Here is an 18,116-nt window from a genome sequence, read left to right as displayed (position 1 = left end):
TCTTACTCCTCAATTGTAACCATATAGGAAACTAAATTAACCATACCGCGTATAGAGGGTGTATCTTCACGCTCTACTGTGTGGCCAATACGACGCAGGCCTAAGCCAACTAGCGTTGCTTTATGTTTCGGCAGACGACCGATAGAACTGCGAGTCTGAGTGATTTTAATAGTCTGGACCATCGTCAATATTATCCTAGAATTTCCTCAACGGATTTACCACGCTTAGCGGCGAGCATTTCAGGAGACTTCATATTCCCAAGAGCATCGATAGTTGCACGAACCACATTAATTGGGTTGGTCGAACCATAGGTTTTTGCTAGTACATTATGAACTCCAGCAACTTCTAGGACAGCTCGCATTGCACCACCGGCGATAATTCCGGTACCTTGAGAAGCTGGCTGCATGAAAACTCGAGAACCGGTATGTGTACCTTTAATTGCATGCTGCAGTGTTCCGCTATTTAGCGAGACAGTCATCATATTACGACGAGCTTTTTCCATCGCTTTCTGGATTGCTGCTGGCACTTCACGTGCCTTTCCGTAACCAAAACCAACTCGACCGTTAGAATCACCGACAACCGTCAATGCGGTAAAGCTAAAAATACGACCACCTTTTACAGTTTTAGATACGCGGTTTACCGCGATTAGCTTTTCCTGCAGTTCACCAGCTTGTTTTTCGACATGTGCCATCTTGCACCTCTACACTTAGAACTGAAGGCCAGCTTCACGGGCAGCATCTGCCAGTGCCTGGACTCGACCATGATATTGAAACCCGGAACGGTCAAAGGAGACATCCTTAATACCTTTTTCTAAGGCGCGTTCGGCGATAGTTTTACCAACTACTGCAGCCGCATCTTTATTACCGGTACCCTTTAATTTCTCCAGGAGAGCTTTTTCTAGAGTAGAAGCGGCTACCAGGACATTAGAACTATTTGGTGCAATAACCTGTGCGTAAATATGACGAGGAGTACGATGTACGATTAAGCGGGTTGCATGCAATTCTTGAAGCTTACGTCGTGCACGGGTCGCACGACGCATACGAGCGGCTTTCTTATCCATAGTTGTTAGCTTACTTTTTCTTAGCCTCTTTAGTACACACGACTTCATCGGCGTAACGAATACCCTTACCTTTATAAGGCTCAGGACGACGATAAGCACGCAGATCTGCTGCGACCTGTCCAATAATTTGCTTATCCATGCCTTTTATCACAATTTCAGTTTGATTCGGGCATTCTGCAATGACACCTGCCGGCAATAAATGGTCAATAGAGTGAGAAAAACCCAGGGATAAATTCATTATATTCCCTTGAACCGCAGCGCGGTAACCGACCCCTACTAATTGTAACTTTTTACTAAAACCATTTGTAACCCCAATAACCATATTATTAAGCAACGAACGCGTAGTGCCTGAAAGTGCCCAACCGTTAACTCGATTTTCACGCGGAGAAACGGTCAGCTTATTATGAGTATGCTGAACGTTAACAGCATCATGGATAGTACGAGTTAACTCGCCATGTTGGCCCTTAATCAAAATATCCTGACCGTGGAGTTTTACTTCTACACCCTTAGGAATAATTATTGGCACCTTAGCAACACGAGACATTATTTACTCCAAATTACGCTACGTAGCAGATAATCTCGCCGCCCAGACCAGCTTGGCGAGCTGCACGATCAGTCATCACCCCTTTAGAAGTCGAAACAACAGCGATACCCATACCTGCTATAACCTTGGGAAGCGCATCCTTTTTCTTATAGATACGAAGACCGGGGCGACTAATACGTTGAATACTTTCCACTACTGGCTGACCCTGGAAGTATTTCAGAACCAGTGATAGTGTTGGCTTAATCTCCCCTTCAACTTTATATTCCTCAATGAACCCTTCTTCTTTTAACAAGCTTGCAAGTGCTTTTTTAAGCTTTGAAGAAGGCATGGAGACCGAAGTTTTATGTGCGATTTGACCGTTACGGATACGGGTTAGCATATCCGCGATCGGATCTTGCATGCTCATCTATCTTTACTCCCGTAATTCAATTGGTTATCGTTTACCAGCTAGCCTTTCTTAGACCCGGAATTTCCCCGCGCATAGCAGCTTCACGGACTTTGATACGGCTCAACCCGAATTTCCGCAAAAAAGCGTGCGGACGGCCAGTTTGTCGACAACGGTTACGGTGACGAGACGGGCTGGAATCACGCGGTAGAGTCTGGAGTTTTAGAACCGCAGCCCAACGCTCTTGATCAGAAAGATGCATGTCAGAAATGATGTTTTTAAGCTCAGCGCGCTTTTCGAAGAATTTCTTAGCTAATTTCAAGCGTTTTACTTCTCGTGCTTTCATAGATTCTTTAGCCATCAGTAACCTTACTTACATACGAAATGGGAAGTTAAAGGCGGTCAACAGCGCACGGCCCTCATTATCGGATTTCGCAGTGGTGGTGATGGTAATATCCAAGCCACGCACACGATCGACTTTGTCATAGTCAATTTCCGGAAAGATGATCTGTTCACGCACGCCCATGCTATAGTTACCACGGCCATCAAATGACTTAACAGATAGTCCACGAAAGTCTCGAATACGCGGTACGGCAATAGAAATCAGTCGATCAAAGAAGTCCCACATTCGTGCACCACGTAGAGTTACTTTGCAGCCAATCGGGTAACCTTGACGGATTTTGAAACCCGCAAGAGATTTACGTGCTTTGGTAATTATCGGCTGTTGACCTGAAATCGCGGTTAAATCGGATGCAGCGTTCTCTAGCAGTTTTTTATCAGTAACTGCTTCACCGACACCCATGTTTAGGGTGATTTTCGCGATCCGAGGGACTTGCATGACAGAATGATAGCTAAACTCCTTCATTAGAAGGGGAGCTACTTTAGCCCTGTAGTAATCATGTAGTTTCACCATCATAGTGCTCCAAATTACTTAATAGTTTCGCCGTTAGATTTGAAGACTCGCACTTTCTGACCATCTTGAACCTTAAAGCTCACACGATCCATCTTTCTTGTTGATGTATTAAAGATAGCAAGATTAGAAAGATGGATACCGGCTTCTTTTTGAAATATTCCACCTGGCTTGTTCATATCCGGCACTGGTTTTTGATGTTTCTTTAGCAGATTAATGCCTTCAACAATAGCCTTGCCGTTAGAGAAGATATGTTTTACTTTACCACATTTACCTTTATCTTTACCAGTCAGCACGATGACTTCGTCATCACGACGGATTTTTGCTGCCATGATTCGCTCCTTAGAGCACTTCAGGTGCCAAAGAAATGATCTTCATAAACTTTTCAGTACGCAGTTCGCGTGTCACTGGCCCAAATATACGAGTACCGATAGGTTGTTCACTGTTGTTGTTTAATACAACACAAGCATTACTATCGAATCGAATTACAGAACCATCAGAACGACGAATGCCCTTCTTGGTTCGCACCACTACTGCTTTCAGGACATCACCTTTTTTCACTTTACCACGAGGAATCGCTTCTTTAATGGCAATTTTGATAATATCACCGACGCCTGCGTAGCGACGGTGCGAACCACCTAGAACCTTGATACACATTACACGACGTGCGCCGGAATTATCGGCCACGGCCAGCATAGTCTGCTCTTGGATCATATTAGTGCTCCGCTAATGTCAACCACTAGTTATACTTAATGATCTCAATCGATCGTGAAAAACCATAAGTCATCACTTAGCATTATAACACTAAGCCTGATGTATTGGTAGAAAAGATGCATCTTTAGAGAATTGCTTTCTCCAGAACGCAAATCAGCTTCCAGGACTTAGTTTTAGAAATCGGACGACATTCACTAATTTCAACAATGTCACCGATCTGACTATCATGGTTCTCATCATGTACATGAAGCTTTGTCGTGCGTTTAATGAACTTACCGTAGACCGGATGTTTTACAAAACGTTCAATAACCACAACAATGGATTTTTCCATTTTATCACTAATTACACGACCTTGTCGAGTACGGACTTCATCACTCATTTTACACCCGTTTTCTCAGTCAATAACGTTTTTACGCGAGCAACATTACGGCGCACTTCCTTCGAAAAATGAGTTTGTTTAAGCTGGCCACTGGTCGCCTGCATACGCAAGTTGAATTGCTCCCGCAAAAGATTTAGCAGTTCAGCATTTAACTCTTTAACACTTTGTTTACCTAATTTGTTTACTTTCATTACATCAGCGTCTTAGTTACAAAGGTGGTTTTGATCGGCAGTTTTGCTGCTGCCAACTTGAAAGCTTCACGGGCAAGTTCTTCCGAAACACCGTCCATTTCGTATAAGACTTTTCCCGGTTGAATCAAGGCAACCCAATATTCTACATTACCTTTACCTTTTCCCATACGTACTTCGAGTGGCTTTTCGGTGATCGGTTTATCCGGAAAAATTCGAATCCAAATCTTACCTTGACGCTTAACTGCACGTGTTGTGGCACGACGTGCGGCTTCAATTTGACGAGAAGTTAAACGACCACGGGTAACAGCTTTTAAACCAAAAATACCGAAGCTAACATCCGTACCTATTGCTAGGCCACGGTTTCGACCTTTATGCATCTTACGAAATTTTGTACGCTTTGGCTGTAACATCAGCGACTCCTTTTACTTTCGTGCTTTACGCTGCGGCTTTTTAGAATGGACAGCTGGTTCGAGTGCAATGGAAGCCATACCCCCTAAAATTTCACCTTTAAAGATCCACGCTTTTACGCCAATTACACCATAAGTAGTGTGCGCTTCGGAAGCGTTATAGTCGATATCCGCACGCAAGGAGTGTAGAGGTACACGACCTTCGCGATACCATTCAGTACGCGCGATTTCGGCCCCACCTAAACGTCCACTAACTTCAACCTTGATTCCCTTAGCACCGAGACGCATAGCATTTTGCACGGCACGCTTCATTGCACGACGGAATATAACGCGACGCTCCAACTGAGAAGAGATACTCTCAGCAACTAATTTGGCGTCTAGTTCTGGCTTACGGACTTCCGCAATATTAATCTGCGCTGATACGCCAGCGATACCTGCTACAACTTTGCGTAATTTGTCAACGTCTTCGCCTTTCTTACCGATTACAATCCCAGGACGCGCTGTATGAATGGTTACGCGAATACTCTTTGCTGGACGTTCTATCACTATACGAGATACTGACGCCTTTAATAATTTTTTGGCTAAAAACTGACGAACTTTAAAATCACTATCTAAATTATCAGCAAATTCTTTTGTATTCGCATACCAAGTAGAATTCCAGGCTTTAACAATACCCAGGCGAATACCATTCGGATGTACTTTCTGACCCATTGCTAGCCTCCAGACTCTTAGCGATCGGACACAATTACAGTAATGTGACTGGTGCGCTTCAGAATGCGACTGGCTCGCCCCTTGGCACGCGGCATAATACGCTTCATACTTGGACCAGCGTCAACGAAAATCCTCACCACTTTGAGATTATCGATATCAACGCCATCATTATGTTCAGCGTTAGCAATAGCGGACTCCAATACCTTTTTTACCAGAGTGGCGGCTCTCTTTTTAGTGAACATTAGGATTTCAATAGCTTGTGACACTTTCTTGCCACGAATCAAATTGATCACCAAGCGAATCTTTTGAGCAGAAGAATGAGCGTGGCGATGTTGAGCAATAGTTTCCATCTCTTCCTCCTGGTTTATCGCTTCTTAGTCTTTTTATCAGCTGCATGACCACGATAAGTTCGCGTTGGCGCAAATTCACCGAGTTTATGCCCGACCATTTCATCGGCAACAAAAACAGGAATATGCTGACGTCCATTATGAACAGCGATGGTTAAACCAATCATGGTTGGAAAAATTGTTGAACGACGGGACCAAGTGCGAATAGGCCTCTTGTCAGTGCTTCCCACCGCTTTTTCTACCTTCTTCAGCAAGTGTAGGTCAATAAACGGACCTTTCTTGAGAGAACGTGGCATGGTGTATCCTCTAATATTATTTGCTACGGCGACGTATGATAAACTTATCAGTACGCTTATTACTACGCGTCTTCTTCCCTTTGGTCTGTATCCCCCACGGGGATACAGGATGCTTACCAAAATTACGACCTTCACCACCACCGTGGGGATGGTCAACAGGGTTCATTGCTGTACCACGAACCGTAGGACGGACCCCACGCCAGCGGCTGGCGCCGGCTTTACCTAGCACACGCAGCATGTGTTCAGCATTACCTATCTCACCCAAAGTGGCGCGACATTCGGAGTGAATTTTTCGCATTTCACCAGAACGGAGCCGCAACGTAACATACGCGCCATCACGGGCCACGATCTGAACATAAGCACCCGCCGAACGTGCCAACTGACCACCTTTACCCGATTTCATTTCGACATTATGCACAGTAGAACCAACCGGTATATTGCACATCGACAGAGCATTACCGACTTTAATTGGGGCATCAATCCCAGAACGAACCTGATCACCAACCTTTAAATTTTTTGGTGCCAAGATATAACGACGCTCACCATCTGTGTATAACAGGAGTGCAATGTTGGCAGAGCGATTCGGATCACGCTCTAGACGTTCTACTATTGCTGGGATACTGTCTTTATTACGTTTAAAGTCAATCAGACGATAATGCTTCTTATGTCCGCCACCGATATGGCGGGTAGTAATACGGCCATTGTTATTACGGCCACCGGATTTACTGAGAGTGTCTAGTAACGGGGCATAAGGTTTGCCCTTGTACAACTCAGGGTTGACCACTTTAACAACGTGGCGACGACCCGGAGATGTCGGTTTACATTTAACAATTGTCATTGTCTTTACTCCTCCGCCTCACTCTGCGGCGCCAATGAAATCCAGATTTTGGCCTTCTTTCAGGCTAACGTAAGCTTTTTTCCAGTCTTTACGACGACCGAGACGCTGTCCATGACGTTTGATTTTCCCTTTGACCCGAAGGGTGTGAACCTCGTCGACTTCGACTTGAAAAAGCTTATGCACAGCGGCTTTAATTTCTGCTTTAGTGGCATTTTTATCCACTTTAATAACAACGGTATTATGTTTTTCCATCGCGGCAGATGCTTTTTCAGAAACATGCGGCGAGCGTAGTACTTTCAGGAGGCGTTCTTCACGAATCATGCCAGCATATCCTCCACTTTCTTAACAACGTCAGCCGTCATAACAACTTTATCAAACGCGATCAAACTAACCGGATCTATACCTTGAAAATCACGCACCTCTACTTTATAGAGATTCCGCGCAGCTAAAAATAAGTTTTTCTCTAATTTACCCGAAATAATTAACACATTATTCAAGACCATATCTTTTAGTTTCTGTGCTAGTAACCTGGTTTTCGGAGCTTCGAGAGAGAAATGTGTCACAACAAGCAAACGATCTTGACGTACCAGCTCAGACAAAATGCTTTTAAGCGCTCCCCGGTACATCTTTTTATTTACCTTCTGACTATGATTCTGCGGTTTGGCAGCGAAGGTAAGACCACCAGAACGCCATATGGGACTCTGCACGCTACCGCAACGGGCACGGCCAGTACCTTTTTGACGCCAAGGTTTTTTACCAGAACCGGTAACTTCTGCACGAGTCTTCTGACCACGGGTCCCTTGCCGAGCACCCGCGGCATACGCCACAATAACCTGGTGGACTAGCACCTCATTAAAATCACATCCGAAGGTAGTTTCGCAAACGGTCAATGTGCTTCGCGTGTCTTTTAATACCAACTCCATTCCCATTTCCTCGACGATTACGACTTAACAGCTGGTTTAACAATCAAGTTACCACCGGTTGCTCCCGGGACAGCACCTTTGACCAACAGCAAATTGCGTTCTACGTCAATACCCACCAGTTTTAAACTCTGAACAGTTACGCGTTTATTTCCCAGCTGGCCTGGCATTTTTTTTCCCTTGAATACTTTTCCTGGAGTCTGATTCTGACCAATGGAACCCGGGACACGGTGAGACAATGAGTTACCGTGTGTGGCATCCTGAGTACGGAAATTCCAGCGTTTTACAGTACCAGAAAACCCTTTCCCTTTAGAGGTACCAGTGACGTCAATTTTTTTTACATTGGCAAATAGTTCTACGGAAAGACTCTGACCAACGGTAACTTTTTTGTTATCCTCGACACGAAATTCCCACAGACCACGACCGGCTTCAACACCGGCTTTTGCAAAATGCCCGGCTTCTGGTTTAGTTAAGTGGTTAACCCTTTTTGTACCAACAGTAACTTGAATCGCATGGTATTGGTCTTTTTCGAGATTTTTAATCTGAGTCACACGATTCACTTCGATTTCAATAACAGTAATGGGGATAGAAACACCATCTTCGGTAAATACACGAGTCATGCCCGCTTTACGTCCGATTAAACCCTGCATTGCTTCAACCTCTCAATCGTACCTGATTAACCTAAACTAATCTGCACATCCACACCGGCCGCTAAGTCTAACCGCATCAACGCATCAACAGTTTTTTCGGTTGGATCAACGATATCCACCAAACGCTTATGCGTGCGGATCTCGTACTGATCACGCGCATCTTTATTGACATGCGGAGAAATCAAAATAGTAAATCGCTCTTTGCGAGTTGGTAAGGGAATAGGACCACGAACCTGCGCACCGGTACGTTTGGCAGTCTCGACGATTTCTACGGTTGATTGATCAATCAAACGATGATCAAACGCTTTCAAACGAATACGGATTCTCTGGTTCTGCATGAGATCAGAACTCCAATTATTTTCAAATGGAAAAACCACCCTCCCCCATCCTTGATGGGGAGCATGATTTTTAATTTAGTATCTCCACAAAAGATAAATGTGCAGTTAAATTATAGAATCACAGCTATAACGTCAGTATAGCTTATCATAAAACATCTACAAAACAAGCCCTCGTACTATCTGGATATATATACAGAAAGAACCTCCGCAGGAAGTATCTCTCTCTTTAATTTACAGAGAGATAAAAAACATAGAAAAACACTCACTATTATTACGCTTAACCTAATGCATTCGAGTATGTTAAGATGATCTCTTTACGCTACATGGAAACATACGTCGAAGTCTAAAACGTATGACCTATCTCCATTGTATTCGCTCTTCGTTGAAGAGCTATGATAATTCTACTCTTCAAAACTGACTGTAGCAATCGCTGATTGTAAAATCACACATATCGACCTTTTATCACCGGCAAAGAAATGCTTGTTTGGTAACGGCTATTGCAATTTATATATTGCATTTTGATTATACACTAGTCTGCGTGGCTCTATCGGGGGTTAAGCAGAGAAAACTCCATATAAATCACTACAAGCGAAAATATTTGACTATGCCCCATTTTATAACGAGCACTTTCTTAACCCAATAGAGAAGTACTATTATTTGTTAATAACGGATAAATAACTATGGGATTTCCTCGGTTTAAATCAAAAAGAAAATATCATATATTAACTACAGCCTATCTATTCTACAGATAAACAAGCACTTATTTAAGTTCCATAACCCCCTCGAGAAAAACAGGCTATCAATAAGACTTAATGGGATACATATGAAAATATTTCATACCTGAACATAATATAACTTTTAAAAGTTTTATACTAGGCTGATGTTTAATACTTTTTTTCACGGCAGTGGCTTCACTGCGTACCCCTATAAAATGTAAAGTTCTTTAGCTTAGTCCAGACGTGGCGGGATACGGAGAGAGTTTAACTTTTAGTGAAGATGAGGTGGTGTGCTAAACCTGCCGGAAGTTCGGAGATAGTCTTAGTGACTCCTCCTTTCATTCGACATCACCTATCTGCATATTAGGCTAGCCAAAAATACACGCATGCTTGTTAAGAAACCAAGCATTCTAGGACGCTATGCCCATGCAGTTCATAGATAGTTATTAAAAATATTCAGATAAGAGCATATCTTATACTTAAGTGCGATATATATGATCCAGTGCACTGAATTTATTTTGCACTCTCAAATCTAAAACCCATTAGAGATATATGCAAGGCATAACCTGGATCATAACAAATACATTTTAGAGTTCTTTTCACATTGACTCTATCAATATTTAGATTAAGAGAATAATATAGATTAATCTCTGGTAACAGAACTGGCATAGGTAATCTTTTTGATATGATTTTTTGTGTGAACGGTGTTTTTGTAAAAAAACACGAATTCTACTTACAATTTATCGAATGGTATTCGCACAATATCTAATAAAATTCACTGAATTAGCCATATTAATGCCCTGCTTGTTAGTTGAGCACCTGTCGCAACATTTATGTTACAAACCCATCTAGATAATATGCGTCTCCTAGAGACTACCATGTTGGTGATACTAGTAGTATACCACTAACCCTATTTGCGCCGCGCAATGCACCCCCCACTATAGGCGATGAGCATAAGCTGATAGCTGTAATTACGGGGTTGATTATCCAGCTTTCGATACCGGTTCGCAACCATCTCATACTATGCCAAAATGCACTCATTGAAATATCGAATACTGATCGTTTTCTCGATCGGGATATATTATTGTCAGGCGCCATATGCTTCTTCAAAAAGCCTACGCGGAATACCTTTACATCGGTAAAAGAGTACCTTATCGCACACCCTGCGTGTGCTAGTCATTGAGTGCACTGCTAATTATCATCACTTAACGAACAGTCCTTTTCAACTGCGTCAATGTTTTAATCTGGGGAGACGAGGGATAAAGTTTTTCAAGAATAGAGAAATGTGTTGATATTACTATTTTTCGCTAAAAGTTGTTTTCATGCGTATCGTAAGCACGACATTTTGTTGATTAAATGACTTTACAATCGTATCTCATTGGATTCATTAAACGATGCCCTAAATATCATAGTGTTATTCTTTACTGTGAAGTGAATCTTGTAATTGCAACAGTTGAGTTCTGAATTCTTTCTCTTAAAAACCACTTACACTCTTAAAAGAGTGCGAACAGATGTTTCCAACATAAGCTCTAAGTATATTTACAGCACTGCAACCTTTCCGTAACATACTCCCCAGTGAAGAAACGACATTAGCACACATTTTATTGAGGTCGTTAAATGAGATTCAGGAAATACAATGAGGCTTTAAGGATTCTATTCCTCTTGAGCATTGTCCTTATAATTAGCGGCTGCAGCGACATGGCGTTAATGAATCCAAAAGGACAAATTGGACTAGAGCAGCGCTCTTTAATATTAACCGCTCTCGGGCTAATGTTAATCGTCGTAATACCTGCTATTGTAATGGCGCTTGTCTTTGTTTTTAGATATCGTGCATCGAATGTTAAGGCGACCTACAGTCCTAACTGGGCCCACTCTAAAAGAGTGGAGTTGGTCATCTGGACTGTGCCTATCCTAATCATTATCTTTCTAGCAACCTTAACCTGGAAATCGACTCATGCTCTGAACCCGAGCCAACCAATTGCATCCAATGCCAAACCCATTACGATTCAAGCTATCGCGTTAGACTGGAAATGGCTCTTCATTTACCCCGAGCAGGGTATTGCCACAGTCAACATAATTGTTTTTCCGGCTAATATACCTGTGAAGTTTGAGATCACTTCTAATTCAGTGATGAATGCTTTTTTTATTCCACAATTAGGCAGCCAGATTTATGCGATGGCCGGGATGAACTCAACCCTGTATCTTATCGCCAAGGAGTCAGGCCATTATAAAGGTATTTCGTCGAACTTTAGTGGACGGGGATTTTCCGGCATGAAATTCACCGCTATTGCCACACCGAATCAGACCACCTTCAATCAATGGATTAAAAAGGTCAAAACATCATCAGATACGCTGAAGACTATAGACGCTTACGAGCAATTAGCGGTGCCAAGCGAGTATCATCCGGTCAAATACTTTTCTAGCGTCAAAACAAATCTATTTCAGGATATAATTGGTAAATTCATGGAAAACAAGGAGAATAGCGTTGCAATCGCTCACAGTAAGAGGATGAGCATGAATAAACGCTCTCACGCGGCTACTGAGGAATAATAACAATGTTTGGGAAATTAACTCTTAATTCTATTCCCTACCACGAACCGATCATCATGATGACTCTCGCCGCCATTACGATGATCTCTCTGGGAATTGTGGCAACTATTAGCCATTGTGGTAAATGGCAATATCTTTGGAAAGAGTGGCTTACCTCAGTAGACCATAAAAAGATCGGCATCATGTACATAATTGTAGCATGCGTAATGTTTCTGCGCGGCTTTGCCGATGCCATCATGATGCGAACTCAACAGGCATTAGCCTCAGCAGGGGGGGAGGGCTTTCTACCACCCCATCATTATGATCAGGTGATGACTGCTCACGGCGTTATAATGATTATCTTCATGGCAACACCCTTGGTGATTGGCCTGATGAATTTGGTAGTACCACTGCAAATCGGAGCACGTGATGTTGCCTTTCCTTTTCTCAACTCCCTTAGTTTCTGGCTCTTCGTCGTCGGTGTGATCTTAATCAATATTTCTCTCGGCGTTGGTGAATTCGCCCAAACCGGCTGGGTTGCTTATCCGCCGCTGTCTGGTAAGGAATACAGTCCCGGCGTCGGAGTTGACTACTGGATCTGGAGTATCCAGATAGCTGGTATCGGAACAACCCTCACTGGTATTAATTTCTTTACCACCATTCTACGAATGCGCCCTCCCGATATGCCGATGATGAAAATTCCAGTATTTACCTGGACGGCGCTATGCACCAACGTACTAATTATTAGTGCATTTCCAATCTTAACCGTCACCATTTTGTTGCTAACCTTAGATCGCTATCTTGGTACCCATTTTTTCACCAATAATCTGGGAGGCAACATGATGATGTATGTGAACCTATTCTGGGCCTGGGGGCATCCGGAAGTATACATTTTAGTGTTACCAGTATTCGGTGTATTTTCAGAGGTCGTTGCGACCTTCTCAAAAAAACACTTATTTGGCTACACCTCACTCGTATGGGCGACAATCGCCATTACTGTGCTGTCCTTTTGCGTCTGGCTTCATCACTTCTTCACCATGGGATCTGGTGCCAACGTCAACGCCTTCTTCGGTATTATGACCATGATCATCGCCGTCCCGACTGGAGTAAAGATTTTCAACTGGCTGTTTACCATTTATCGGGGGCGCGTAGTATTTAATTCAGCAATGCTATGGACCATAGGTTTTATTATTACATTCTCGATTGGGGGAATGACCGGGGTGCTTTTAGCAGTCCCCGGAGCCGACTTCGTACTACATAATTCCCTATTTCTGATTGCTCATTTCCACAATGTCATTATTGGTGGCGTGGTCTTTGGCTGCTTCTCCGGTATGACTTACTGGTTTCCAAAAGCGTTTGGTTATACCCTCAACGAATGCTGGGGTAAACGCGCCTTCTGGTTATGGATTATCGGTTTTTATGTAGCATTCATGCCACTTTATGCACTGGGTTTTATGGGGATGACCCGTCGATTGAGCCAAAAAATTGATCCCACTTTTCATCTGTTGCTAATGCTGGCTGCCGCCGGATCCATACTGATAGCATTGGGCATCCTTTGCCAGGTAATTCAGATTATAGTCAGTATTCGAGATCGAGAAAAACACCAAGATTTAACCGGCGATCCATGGGGTGGACGTACCCTAGAATGGGCCACGTCCTCTCCACCACCGTTTTATAACTTCGCCGTCATCCCGAAAATAAATAATCAACGCGATGCCTTCTGGCAGATGAAAGAAAAAGGTACTGCTTATAAAAAACCACTCGCGTATGAAACTATTCACATGCCAAACAACACAAGTGCTGGCATAATAATCTCCGCCTTTAGTCTAGCGTGTGGATTCGCCTTAATCTGGCATATCTGGTGGTTGGCAATCTTCGGATTCGCTGGCATTATCACTACCTGGATACTTTATAGTTTTAATGAAAACGTCGAATATTGCGTATCAGTGGAGGAAATTGAACGCATTGAGAACCAGCACTTTAAGCAAATCCAGTCCGCGGATATACAAAATGTTAACTAAGCGCTTTTCTAATTGTACAGAAACTCATGCACAGCATAAGCATGACAATTCAGGAGCTACAAAAATATTTGGCTTTTGGATTTATCTGATGAGCGACTGTATTTTATTTGGTACCCTATTTGCTACTTATGCTGTTCTAAGCAATAGAGTAGCCGGGGGGCCAGCAGGTAAAGATATTTTTAATCTACCGTTAGTTCTCCTCGAAACATTTTTTTTGCTCTTCAGCAGTATAACTTATGGAATGGCAATCCTGGCAATGTATCGGGCCGAAAAGACGCGAGTCAATATCTGGTTAGGTCTAACTTTCTTTTTGGGCTTAAACTTTATCTGTATGGAACTATACGAGTTCCACCATTTAATCAACGCAGGGTATTCCCCAGATCGGAGCGCTTTTTTATCTAGCTTCTTCACACTAGTGGGTATGCATGGTATGCATGTGACCGCTGGTCTTCTCTGGATCCTTGTTATGATGCTTCAGGTCTCCTGTTGTGGATTGACCTCAATCAATCAAACTCGTCTTCACTGCCTCAGTCTATTCTGGCACTTTCTAGACTTGGTATGGATTTGCGTCTTTACTGTGGTGTATTTAATAGGAACAGTGTCATGAATAATGCATCTACAAAATATAGTGGTGGCAGCCCTAAATCATCTTACATAATTGGTTTAATTCTCTCCATAATCCTCACAATAATACCATTCGCCATGGTAATGCAGACTTCTACTAACAAAAATAGCCTGATTGCGTTGCTGGTGATTTTTGCCGTGGCTCAGATTGTAGTACATTTAGTGTATTTTCTACATCTAGATAGTTCATTTGAGCAGCGGTGGAATCTAATAGCACTTGTGTTTTCGGTAATAATCATTGCAATTCTCATGTGCGGGTCTTTATGGATTATGTCTCATCTTAATTATAACTTAATGAGCCAACTAGTAAGTTTAGATATTAATGATTAAGAAATATCTAGAAGTAATAAAACCAGGAATTATTTTCGGTAATCTCATTTCCGTTATGGGGGGGTTCTTACTCGCCGCAAAGGGTCAGATCGATTGTACTTTATTTCTTGCTACACTCATAAGTGTCTCGCTCGTAATGAGCTCAGCGTGCATATTTAATAACTATATAGATCGCGATATCGATCGGAAAATGGGAAGAACTCAAAATAGAGTTTTGGTCAAAGCAATCATTTCTCCGTCAATTATTTTAGCATATGCGACAATAGCAGGTATTACCGGTTTTATACTTTTATATCTACTCATCAATCCGCTAGCTATGTGGCTTGCAGTTATTGGTTTTTTTGTCTATATATTCGTCTACAGCCTATATATGAAGCGTCGATCTATTTACGGTACGCTTATTGGGAGTTTATCCGGGGCTATACCTCCGGTGATTGGTTATTGTGCTGTTAGCAATCGCTTGGATACCGGTTCGCTAATTTTAATGCTAATTTTCAGTCTGTGGCAAATTCCACATTCTTATGCTATCGCTATCTTCCATTATAAAGATTATAAAACAGCCTTGATTCCCGTATTGCCAGTTAAATGCGGTATTACGCTTACTAAGCATCATATTATCTTTTATATCCTCGCGTTTATGCTGGCAACACTGCTGCTAACAATAACCGGTTACACGGGATATAAATATTGCATTATCACCGCTTCACTCACCCTCTGCTGGCTAGGTATAGCTTTACAGGGGTATAAATCAACTAATGATAATAAAGTTTGGGCACGGAAGTTGTTTATCTTTTCGATCATTGTAATTACCTTACTCAGTATAATGATGTCGGTAGATTTCAATAACAGCGCATACCTTAAACCTCCACTTCACTAATGGACGCCTAATGCAATATCCCACCTGGATATCCATTCCAACATATCAAATTTTATTTTTCTCTTCTGCCCATGTTTACTCATTGTATCGCAGTTTTTATGCTAAAAAGAGAGCAAATGTAAGATACCATGCCTTATTTAAAGGTGAAAACATATCAAGGCACTATTGGCGTGGGCTTCACGGAAAGAGAACATCATCGTCACCTTCAAGGGTAGTAATATTTCTAACGTGCTTTCTATCTAGTCTCCGGATCTAAAACTGGCAGGATATAAGTAAAAAGATACAAGGTATTTTTTGCAACATAGAAACACTGTGTGTATACATGATATAATAAAAATTATATAAATTGGTCATGCATTAACCCAGAAAACATTCCTTGAGGTTGTAATGAACGACACAACAATGACCAACATAGAGCTAAGAGCTACCTGGGGTCTAGGTACAATATTTGCATTGCGCATGCTAGGGATGTTTATGGTATTACCAGTCTTGAGTATTTATGGAATGGCGTTGGAAGGGGCTAACCAATCACTTATCGGCCTCGCTATCGGCATTTACGGGCTGGTACAAGCGATATTTCAGATTCCCTTAGCCCTGATTTCTGACCGTGTCGGCCGAAAACCACTGATTGTCGTTGGCTTACTAATCTTCGCCCTTGGCAGCATCATCGCTGCTTTGACTAGCAGTATCTGGGGGGTTATTCTCGGGCGAGCGATTCAAGGTTCAGGCGCCATTGCCGCGCCATTAATGGCGTTACTATCGGATTTAACCCGTGAACAAAACCGCACTAAAGCCATGGCGTTTATCGGTGTTAGCTTTGGAGTAACCTTTACCATTGCCATGGCGCTAGGTCCGATTATAACTCGACTGATCGGTCTTAGTGGACTGTTTTTAGGCGTCACTGCACTAGCACTAACTGCCGTTGCGCTTACAGTTTTAGTAGTGCCTAGCACGAACTCTCATACGATGAACCGTGAGTCAGGCGTGGTACGGGGTAGTTTCACTAAGGTTCTTGGTAATCCGCAACTCCTAAAATGCAACGTAGGTATTTTTTGCTTACATACTATACTGATGTTGAATTTCATTGCTCTTCCGCCGATGATGGCCAAAGCCGGTTTCGTAACCAGTGAACAATGGAAAGTATATTTAGTGACTATGCTAACTTCGTTCTTAACGGTAATCCCAGCAATCATATACGCTGAAATAAAACGTCAGATTAAGCGTATATTTTTTTCCTGTATGACCCTACTACTGTTTACCGAAATCGTATGGCTCTTAGCTGGCACCCATCTCTGGCTAATATTTACTGGTACTCAACTATTCTTTCTATCGTTTAATATCGTAGAAGCCCTACTGCCTTCGCTGATTAGTAAAGAGTCACCGGCAGGTTATAAAGGCACATCAATGGGTATTTACTCCACCAGTCAGTTTCTTGGGGTGGCATTCGGCGGGACACTCGGCGGGTGTCTATTTCAACTCCAAGGCCAATGGCTGGTATTTCTTGCTGGGGCATCGATTGCGCTGATATGTTGTCTAGTTAGTACCACACTGCGGGAGCCACCCCATATCAGCAGTCTTCGTCTTACCTTGCCCACCTGCTTACTGACTGAAAGTCAATTAACGCAGCATCGTCTTCAGGCAAAGCCTGGTGTAATCGAAGTACTCGTTATTCCTGAAGAGCGTAGCGTCTATGTTAAAGTAGATACAAAAAAAACCAACCGCGATACGCTAGAGAAAACAGTAACGAGTCTGAAGGAAACACTAGAGAATAAAAACTAGCGCAGGTAGGGTAGGTATAACTCCTGAAACTACAATCGATAAACATCTCGCAGATTCGTCCCTTTCTTGAAGCGTGAGTGAAGATTTATCAATGATTGTTCACTGTTCTATAATCACCACACTCTAAATCAGATTCTACCAATTATTATTGGTAACCTAGGGTCTACTTATCTTGGACTTTTACGGGAACAATACTATACCGTCCCCACTTTTCCCATTTGAAATATATCGCTTCAATAATTTTCTACGCAAGATCTCACGCAATATTTCTACCCGGATATCTGTCTTATAATTAGCTTGAGTTATCTTATTTTTTCTTGAAAAGAAAAGGATTGAATTTTGATAATGGGATATAAACAGAGCACTAGAGTGTTTGTGATTTACAGGATATTTTTAACTTCTTTTGCTGCTCCACTGACCAACAATCTGTTGATTATATCAATCATGACCATTTTAAGTATCTGTTTTAGCAATTTTACAAAGGATAGAGAATATTACTTCTTTATTAAATAATATCGTTCCGTCTTAATTGAGTGTTATAGTCGTCCTG

26 protein-coding genes are annotated in these 18,116 nt (G+C 42.4%); 6 read left to right on the top strand and 20 right to left on the bottom strand.

Annotation, left to right across the window (positions count from 1 at the left end):
- Window positions 1–2 precede the first annotated feature (2 nt).
- The 20 genes from rpmD to rpsJ form a co-directional block, all read right to left on the bottom strand.
- Window positions 3–182, bottom strand: coding sequence for a 50S ribosomal protein L30 (gene rpmD, locus GFK82_RS01425; RefSeq protein ID WP_226811149.1), 180 nt, complete (start codon window positions 180–182; stop codon window positions 3–5).
- An 8-nt stretch (window positions 183–190) separates the two neighbouring features.
- Entirely contained in the window at window positions 191–691 is a 501-nt protein-coding gene (gene rpsE / locus GFK82_RS01420; RefSeq protein ID WP_226811148.1) for a 30S ribosomal protein S5, read from the bottom strand.
- 15 nt (window positions 692–706) lie between these two features.
- Window positions 707–1,060 (bottom strand): 50S ribosomal protein L18, encoded by a 354-nt coding sequence (gene rplR, locus GFK82_RS01415; RefSeq protein ID WP_226811147.1) that lies wholly within the window; start codon window positions 1,058–1,060, stop codon window positions 707–709.
- 10 nt (window positions 1,061–1,070) lie between these two features.
- On the bottom strand, window positions 1,071–1,604 hold the full coding sequence (gene rplF / locus GFK82_RS01410; RefSeq protein ID WP_226811146.1) for a 50S ribosomal protein L6: 534 nt from the start codon (window positions 1,602–1,604) through the stop codon (window positions 1,071–1,073).
- A gap of 13 nt (window positions 1,605–1,617) precedes the next feature.
- Window positions 1,618–2,010 (bottom strand): 30S ribosomal protein S8, encoded by a 393-nt coding sequence (gene rpsH, locus GFK82_RS01405; RefSeq protein ID WP_226811145.1) that lies wholly within the window; start codon window positions 2,008–2,010, stop codon window positions 1,618–1,620.
- Between the two features lie 34 nt (window positions 2,011–2,044).
- On the bottom strand, window positions 2,045–2,350 hold the full coding sequence (gene rpsN / locus GFK82_RS01400) for a 30S ribosomal protein S14 (RefSeq protein WP_226811144.1): 306 nt from the start codon (window positions 2,348–2,350) through the stop codon (window positions 2,045–2,047).
- 12 nt (window positions 2,351–2,362) lie between these two features.
- Window positions 2,363–2,902, bottom strand: coding sequence for a 50S ribosomal protein L5 (gene rplE, locus GFK82_RS01395; protein WP_226811257.1), 540 nt, complete (start codon window positions 2,900–2,902; stop codon window positions 2,363–2,365).
- A 14-nt stretch (window positions 2,903–2,916) separates the two neighbouring features.
- Window positions 2,917–3,231 (bottom strand): 50S ribosomal protein L24, encoded by a 315-nt coding sequence (gene rplX / locus GFK82_RS01390; RefSeq protein ID WP_226811143.1) that lies wholly within the window; start codon window positions 3,229–3,231, stop codon window positions 2,917–2,919.
- Between the two features lie 10 nt (window positions 3,232–3,241).
- A complete protein-coding gene (rplN, locus tag GFK82_RS01385) occupies window positions 3,242–3,613 on the bottom strand; it encodes a 50S ribosomal protein L14 (RefSeq protein WP_226811142.1) in 372 nt (123 codons plus the stop codon).
- 124 nt (window positions 3,614–3,737) lie between these two features.
- Window positions 3,738–3,992 carry a 30S ribosomal protein S17 gene (gene rpsQ / locus GFK82_RS01380; RefSeq protein WP_226811141.1) on the bottom strand — a complete coding sequence of 85 codons (255 nt, stop codon included), beginning with the start codon at window positions 3,990–3,992 and terminating at the stop codon, window positions 3,738–3,740.
- Entirely contained in the window at window positions 3,989–4,183 is a 195-nt protein-coding gene (rpmC, locus tag GFK82_RS01375; protein WP_226811140.1) for a 50S ribosomal protein L29, read from the bottom strand. Before rpmC ends, rpsQ begins: the two co-directional genes overlap by 4 nt.
- Window positions 4,183–4,593, bottom strand: a complete 411-nt coding sequence (gene rplP / locus GFK82_RS01370; protein WP_226811139.1) for a 50S ribosomal protein L16 — start codon at window positions 4,591–4,593, stop codon at window positions 4,183–4,185. Before rplP ends, rpmC begins: the two co-directional genes overlap by 1 nt.
- A gap of 12 nt (window positions 4,594–4,605) precedes the next feature.
- Window positions 4,606–5,301 carry a 30S ribosomal protein S3 gene (rpsC, locus tag GFK82_RS01365; protein WP_226811138.1) on the bottom strand — a complete coding sequence of 232 codons (696 nt, stop codon included), beginning with the start codon at window positions 5,299–5,301 and terminating at the stop codon, window positions 4,606–4,608.
- Window positions 5,302–5,318: 17 nt separating this feature from the next.
- Window positions 5,319–5,651 carry a 50S ribosomal protein L22 gene (gene rplV, locus GFK82_RS01360; RefSeq protein ID WP_226811137.1) on the bottom strand — a complete coding sequence of 111 codons (333 nt, stop codon included), beginning with the start codon at window positions 5,649–5,651 and terminating at the stop codon, window positions 5,319–5,321.
- 14 nt (window positions 5,652–5,665) lie between these two features.
- Entirely contained in the window at window positions 5,666–5,944 is a 279-nt protein-coding gene (gene rpsS / locus GFK82_RS01355; protein ID WP_226811136.1) for a 30S ribosomal protein S19, read from the bottom strand.
- Window positions 5,945–5,960: 16 nt separating this feature from the next.
- Window positions 5,961–6,782 (bottom strand): 50S ribosomal protein L2, encoded by an 822-nt coding sequence (gene rplB, locus GFK82_RS01350; protein ID WP_226811135.1) that lies wholly within the window; start codon window positions 6,780–6,782, stop codon window positions 5,961–5,963.
- Window positions 6,783–6,800: 18 nt separating this feature from the next.
- Window positions 6,801–7,103, bottom strand: a complete 303-nt coding sequence (gene rplW, locus GFK82_RS01345; protein ID WP_226811134.1) for a 50S ribosomal protein L23 — start codon at window positions 7,101–7,103, stop codon at window positions 6,801–6,803.
- A complete protein-coding gene (gene rplD / locus GFK82_RS01340) occupies window positions 7,100–7,705 on the bottom strand; it encodes a 50S ribosomal protein L4 (protein ID WP_226811133.1) in 606 nt (201 codons plus the stop codon). The genes rplW and rplD overlap by 4 nt, the downstream gene beginning before the upstream one ends.
- A gap of 17 nt (window positions 7,706–7,722) precedes the next feature.
- Entirely contained in the window at window positions 7,723–8,352 is a 630-nt protein-coding gene (rplC, locus tag GFK82_RS01335; RefSeq protein ID WP_226811132.1) for a 50S ribosomal protein L3, read from the bottom strand.
- 26 nt (window positions 8,353–8,378) lie between these two features.
- On the bottom strand, window positions 8,379–8,690 hold the full coding sequence (gene rpsJ / locus GFK82_RS01330) for a 30S ribosomal protein S10 (RefSeq protein WP_226811256.1): 312 nt from the start codon (window positions 8,688–8,690) through the stop codon (window positions 8,379–8,381).
- 2,333 nt (window positions 8,691–11,023) lie between these two features.
- On the opposite strand from rpsJ, the gene cyoA reads away from it, so the two are divergent.
- From cyoA to GFK82_RS01300, 6 genes are all read left to right on the top strand, one after another.
- Window positions 11,024–11,956 (top strand): ubiquinol oxidase subunit II, encoded by a 933-nt coding sequence (gene cyoA, locus GFK82_RS01325; protein ID WP_226811131.1) that lies wholly within the window; start codon window positions 11,024–11,026, stop codon window positions 11,954–11,956.
- A gap of 5 nt (window positions 11,957–11,961) precedes the next feature.
- Window positions 11,962–13,956, top strand: a complete 1,995-nt coding sequence (gene cyoB / locus GFK82_RS01320; RefSeq protein ID WP_226811130.1) for a cytochrome o ubiquinol oxidase subunit I — start codon at window positions 11,962–11,964, stop codon at window positions 13,954–13,956.
- Window positions 13,946–14,563: a cytochrome o ubiquinol oxidase subunit III gene (gene cyoC / locus GFK82_RS01315; RefSeq protein WP_226811129.1), complete on the top strand. Its 618-nt coding sequence runs from the start codon at window positions 13,946–13,948 to the stop codon at window positions 14,561–14,563. Before cyoB ends, cyoC begins: the two co-directional genes overlap by 11 nt.
- Window positions 14,560–14,910 carry a cytochrome o ubiquinol oxidase subunit IV gene (gene cyoD, locus GFK82_RS01310; protein ID WP_226811128.1) on the top strand — a complete coding sequence of 117 codons (351 nt, stop codon included), beginning with the start codon at window positions 14,560–14,562 and terminating at the stop codon, window positions 14,908–14,910. Before cyoC ends, cyoD begins: the two co-directional genes overlap by 4 nt.
- Window positions 14,903–15,787, top strand: coding sequence for a heme o synthase (cyoE, locus tag GFK82_RS01305; RefSeq protein ID WP_226811127.1), 885 nt, complete (start codon window positions 14,903–14,905; stop codon window positions 15,785–15,787). Before cyoD ends, cyoE begins: the two co-directional genes overlap by 8 nt.
- Window positions 15,788–16,174: 387 nt before the next feature.
- Entirely contained in the window at window positions 16,175–17,566 is a 1,392-nt protein-coding gene (locus GFK82_RS01300) for an MFS transporter (RefSeq protein ID WP_226811126.1), read from the top strand.
- Window positions 17,567–18,116 lie beyond the last annotated feature (550 nt).

The sequence above is a fragment of the Candidatus Steffania adelgidicola genome (genome assembly GCF_020541225.1).
GTDB lineage: Bacteria > Pseudomonadota > Gammaproteobacteria > Enterobacterales > Enterobacteriaceae > Steffania > Steffania adelgidicola.
Note: the sequence above shows the minus strand (reverse complement) of the source record. Positions and strands in the feature narration are given on the sequence as shown.

Coding starts and splice junctions, on each gene's coding strand:
- rpsQ (WP_226811141.1), bottom strand. CDS start 3,992: ATGAGTGATGAAGTCCGTACTCGACAAGGTCGTGTAATTAGTGATAAA.
- rplN (WP_226811142.1), bottom strand. CDS start 3,613: ATGATCCAAGAGCAGACTATGCTGGCCGTGGCCGATAATTCCGGCGCA.
- rplV (WP_226811137.1), bottom strand. CDS start 5,651: ATGGAAACTATTGCTCAACATCGCCACGCTCATTCTTCTGCTCAAAAG.
- rplD (WP_226811133.1), bottom strand. CDS start 7,705: ATGGAGTTGGTATTAAAAGACACGCGAAGCACATTGACCGTTTGCGAA.
- rpsJ (WP_226811256.1), bottom strand. CDS start 8,690: ATGCAGAACCAGAGAATCCGTATTCGTTTGAAAGCGTTTGATCATCGT.
- rplR (WP_226811147.1), bottom strand. CDS start 1,060: ATGGATAAGAAAGCCGCTCGTATGCGTCGTGCGACCCGTGCACGACGT.
- cyoC (WP_226811129.1), top strand. CDS start 13,946: ATGTTAACTAAGCGCTTTTCTAATTGTACAGAAACTCATGCACAGCAT.
- rpsS (WP_226811136.1), bottom strand. CDS start 5,944: ATGCCACGTTCTCTCAAGAAAGGTCCGTTTATTGACCTACACTTGCTG.
- cyoE (WP_226811127.1), top strand. CDS start 14,903: ATGATTAAGAAATATCTAGAAGTAATAAAACCAGGAATTATTTTCGGT.
- rpsC (WP_226811138.1), bottom strand. CDS start 5,301: ATGGGTCAGAAAGTACATCCGAATGGTATTCGCCTGGGTATTGTTAAA.
- cyoB (WP_226811130.1), top strand. CDS start 11,962: ATGTTTGGGAAATTAACTCTTAATTCTATTCCCTACCACGAACCGATC.
- rplP (WP_226811139.1), bottom strand. CDS start 4,593: ATGTTACAGCCAAAGCGTACAAAATTTCGTAAGATGCATAAAGGTCGA.
- rpsH (WP_226811145.1), bottom strand. CDS start 2,010: ATGAGCATGCAAGATCCGATCGCGGATATGCTAACCCGTATCCGTAAC.
- rplB (WP_226811135.1), bottom strand. CDS start 6,782: ATGACAATTGTTAAATGTAAACCGACATCTCCGGGTCGTCGCCACGTT.
- rpmC (WP_226811140.1), bottom strand. CDS start 4,183: ATGAAAGTAAACAAATTAGGTAAACAAAGTGTTAAAGAGTTAAATGCT.
- rpsE (WP_226811148.1), bottom strand. CDS start 691: ATGGCACATGTCGAAAAACAAGCTGGTGAACTGCAGGAAAAGCTAATC.
- rpmD (WP_226811149.1), bottom strand. CDS start 182: ATGGTCCAGACTATTAAAATCACTCAGACTCGCAGTTCTATCGGTCGT.
- rplW (WP_226811134.1), bottom strand. CDS start 7,103: ATGATTCGTGAAGAACGCCTCCTGAAAGTACTACGCTCGCCGCATGTT.
- GFK82_RS01300 (WP_226811126.1), top strand. CDS start 16,175: ATGAACGACACAACAATGACCAACATAGAGCTAAGAGCTACCTGGGGT.
- cyoD (WP_226811128.1), top strand. CDS start 14,560: ATGAATAATGCATCTACAAAATATAGTGGTGGCAGCCCTAAATCATCT.
- rplF (WP_226811146.1), bottom strand. CDS start 1,604: ATGTCTCGTGTTGCTAAGGTGCCAATAATTATTCCTAAGGGTGTAGAA.
- rplE (WP_226811257.1), bottom strand. CDS start 2,902: ATGGTGAAACTACATGATTACTACAGGGCTAAAGTAGCTCCCCTTCTA.
- cyoA (WP_226811131.1), top strand. CDS start 11,024: ATGAGATTCAGGAAATACAATGAGGCTTTAAGGATTCTATTCCTCTTG.
- rpsN (WP_226811144.1), bottom strand. CDS start 2,350: ATGGCTAAAGAATCTATGAAAGCACGAGAAGTAAAACGCTTGAAATTA.
- rplC (WP_226811132.1), bottom strand. CDS start 8,352: ATGCAGGGTTTAATCGGACGTAAAGCGGGCATGACTCGTGTATTTACC.
- rplX (WP_226811143.1), bottom strand. CDS start 3,231: ATGGCAGCAAAAATCCGTCGTGATGACGAAGTCATCGTGCTGACTGGT.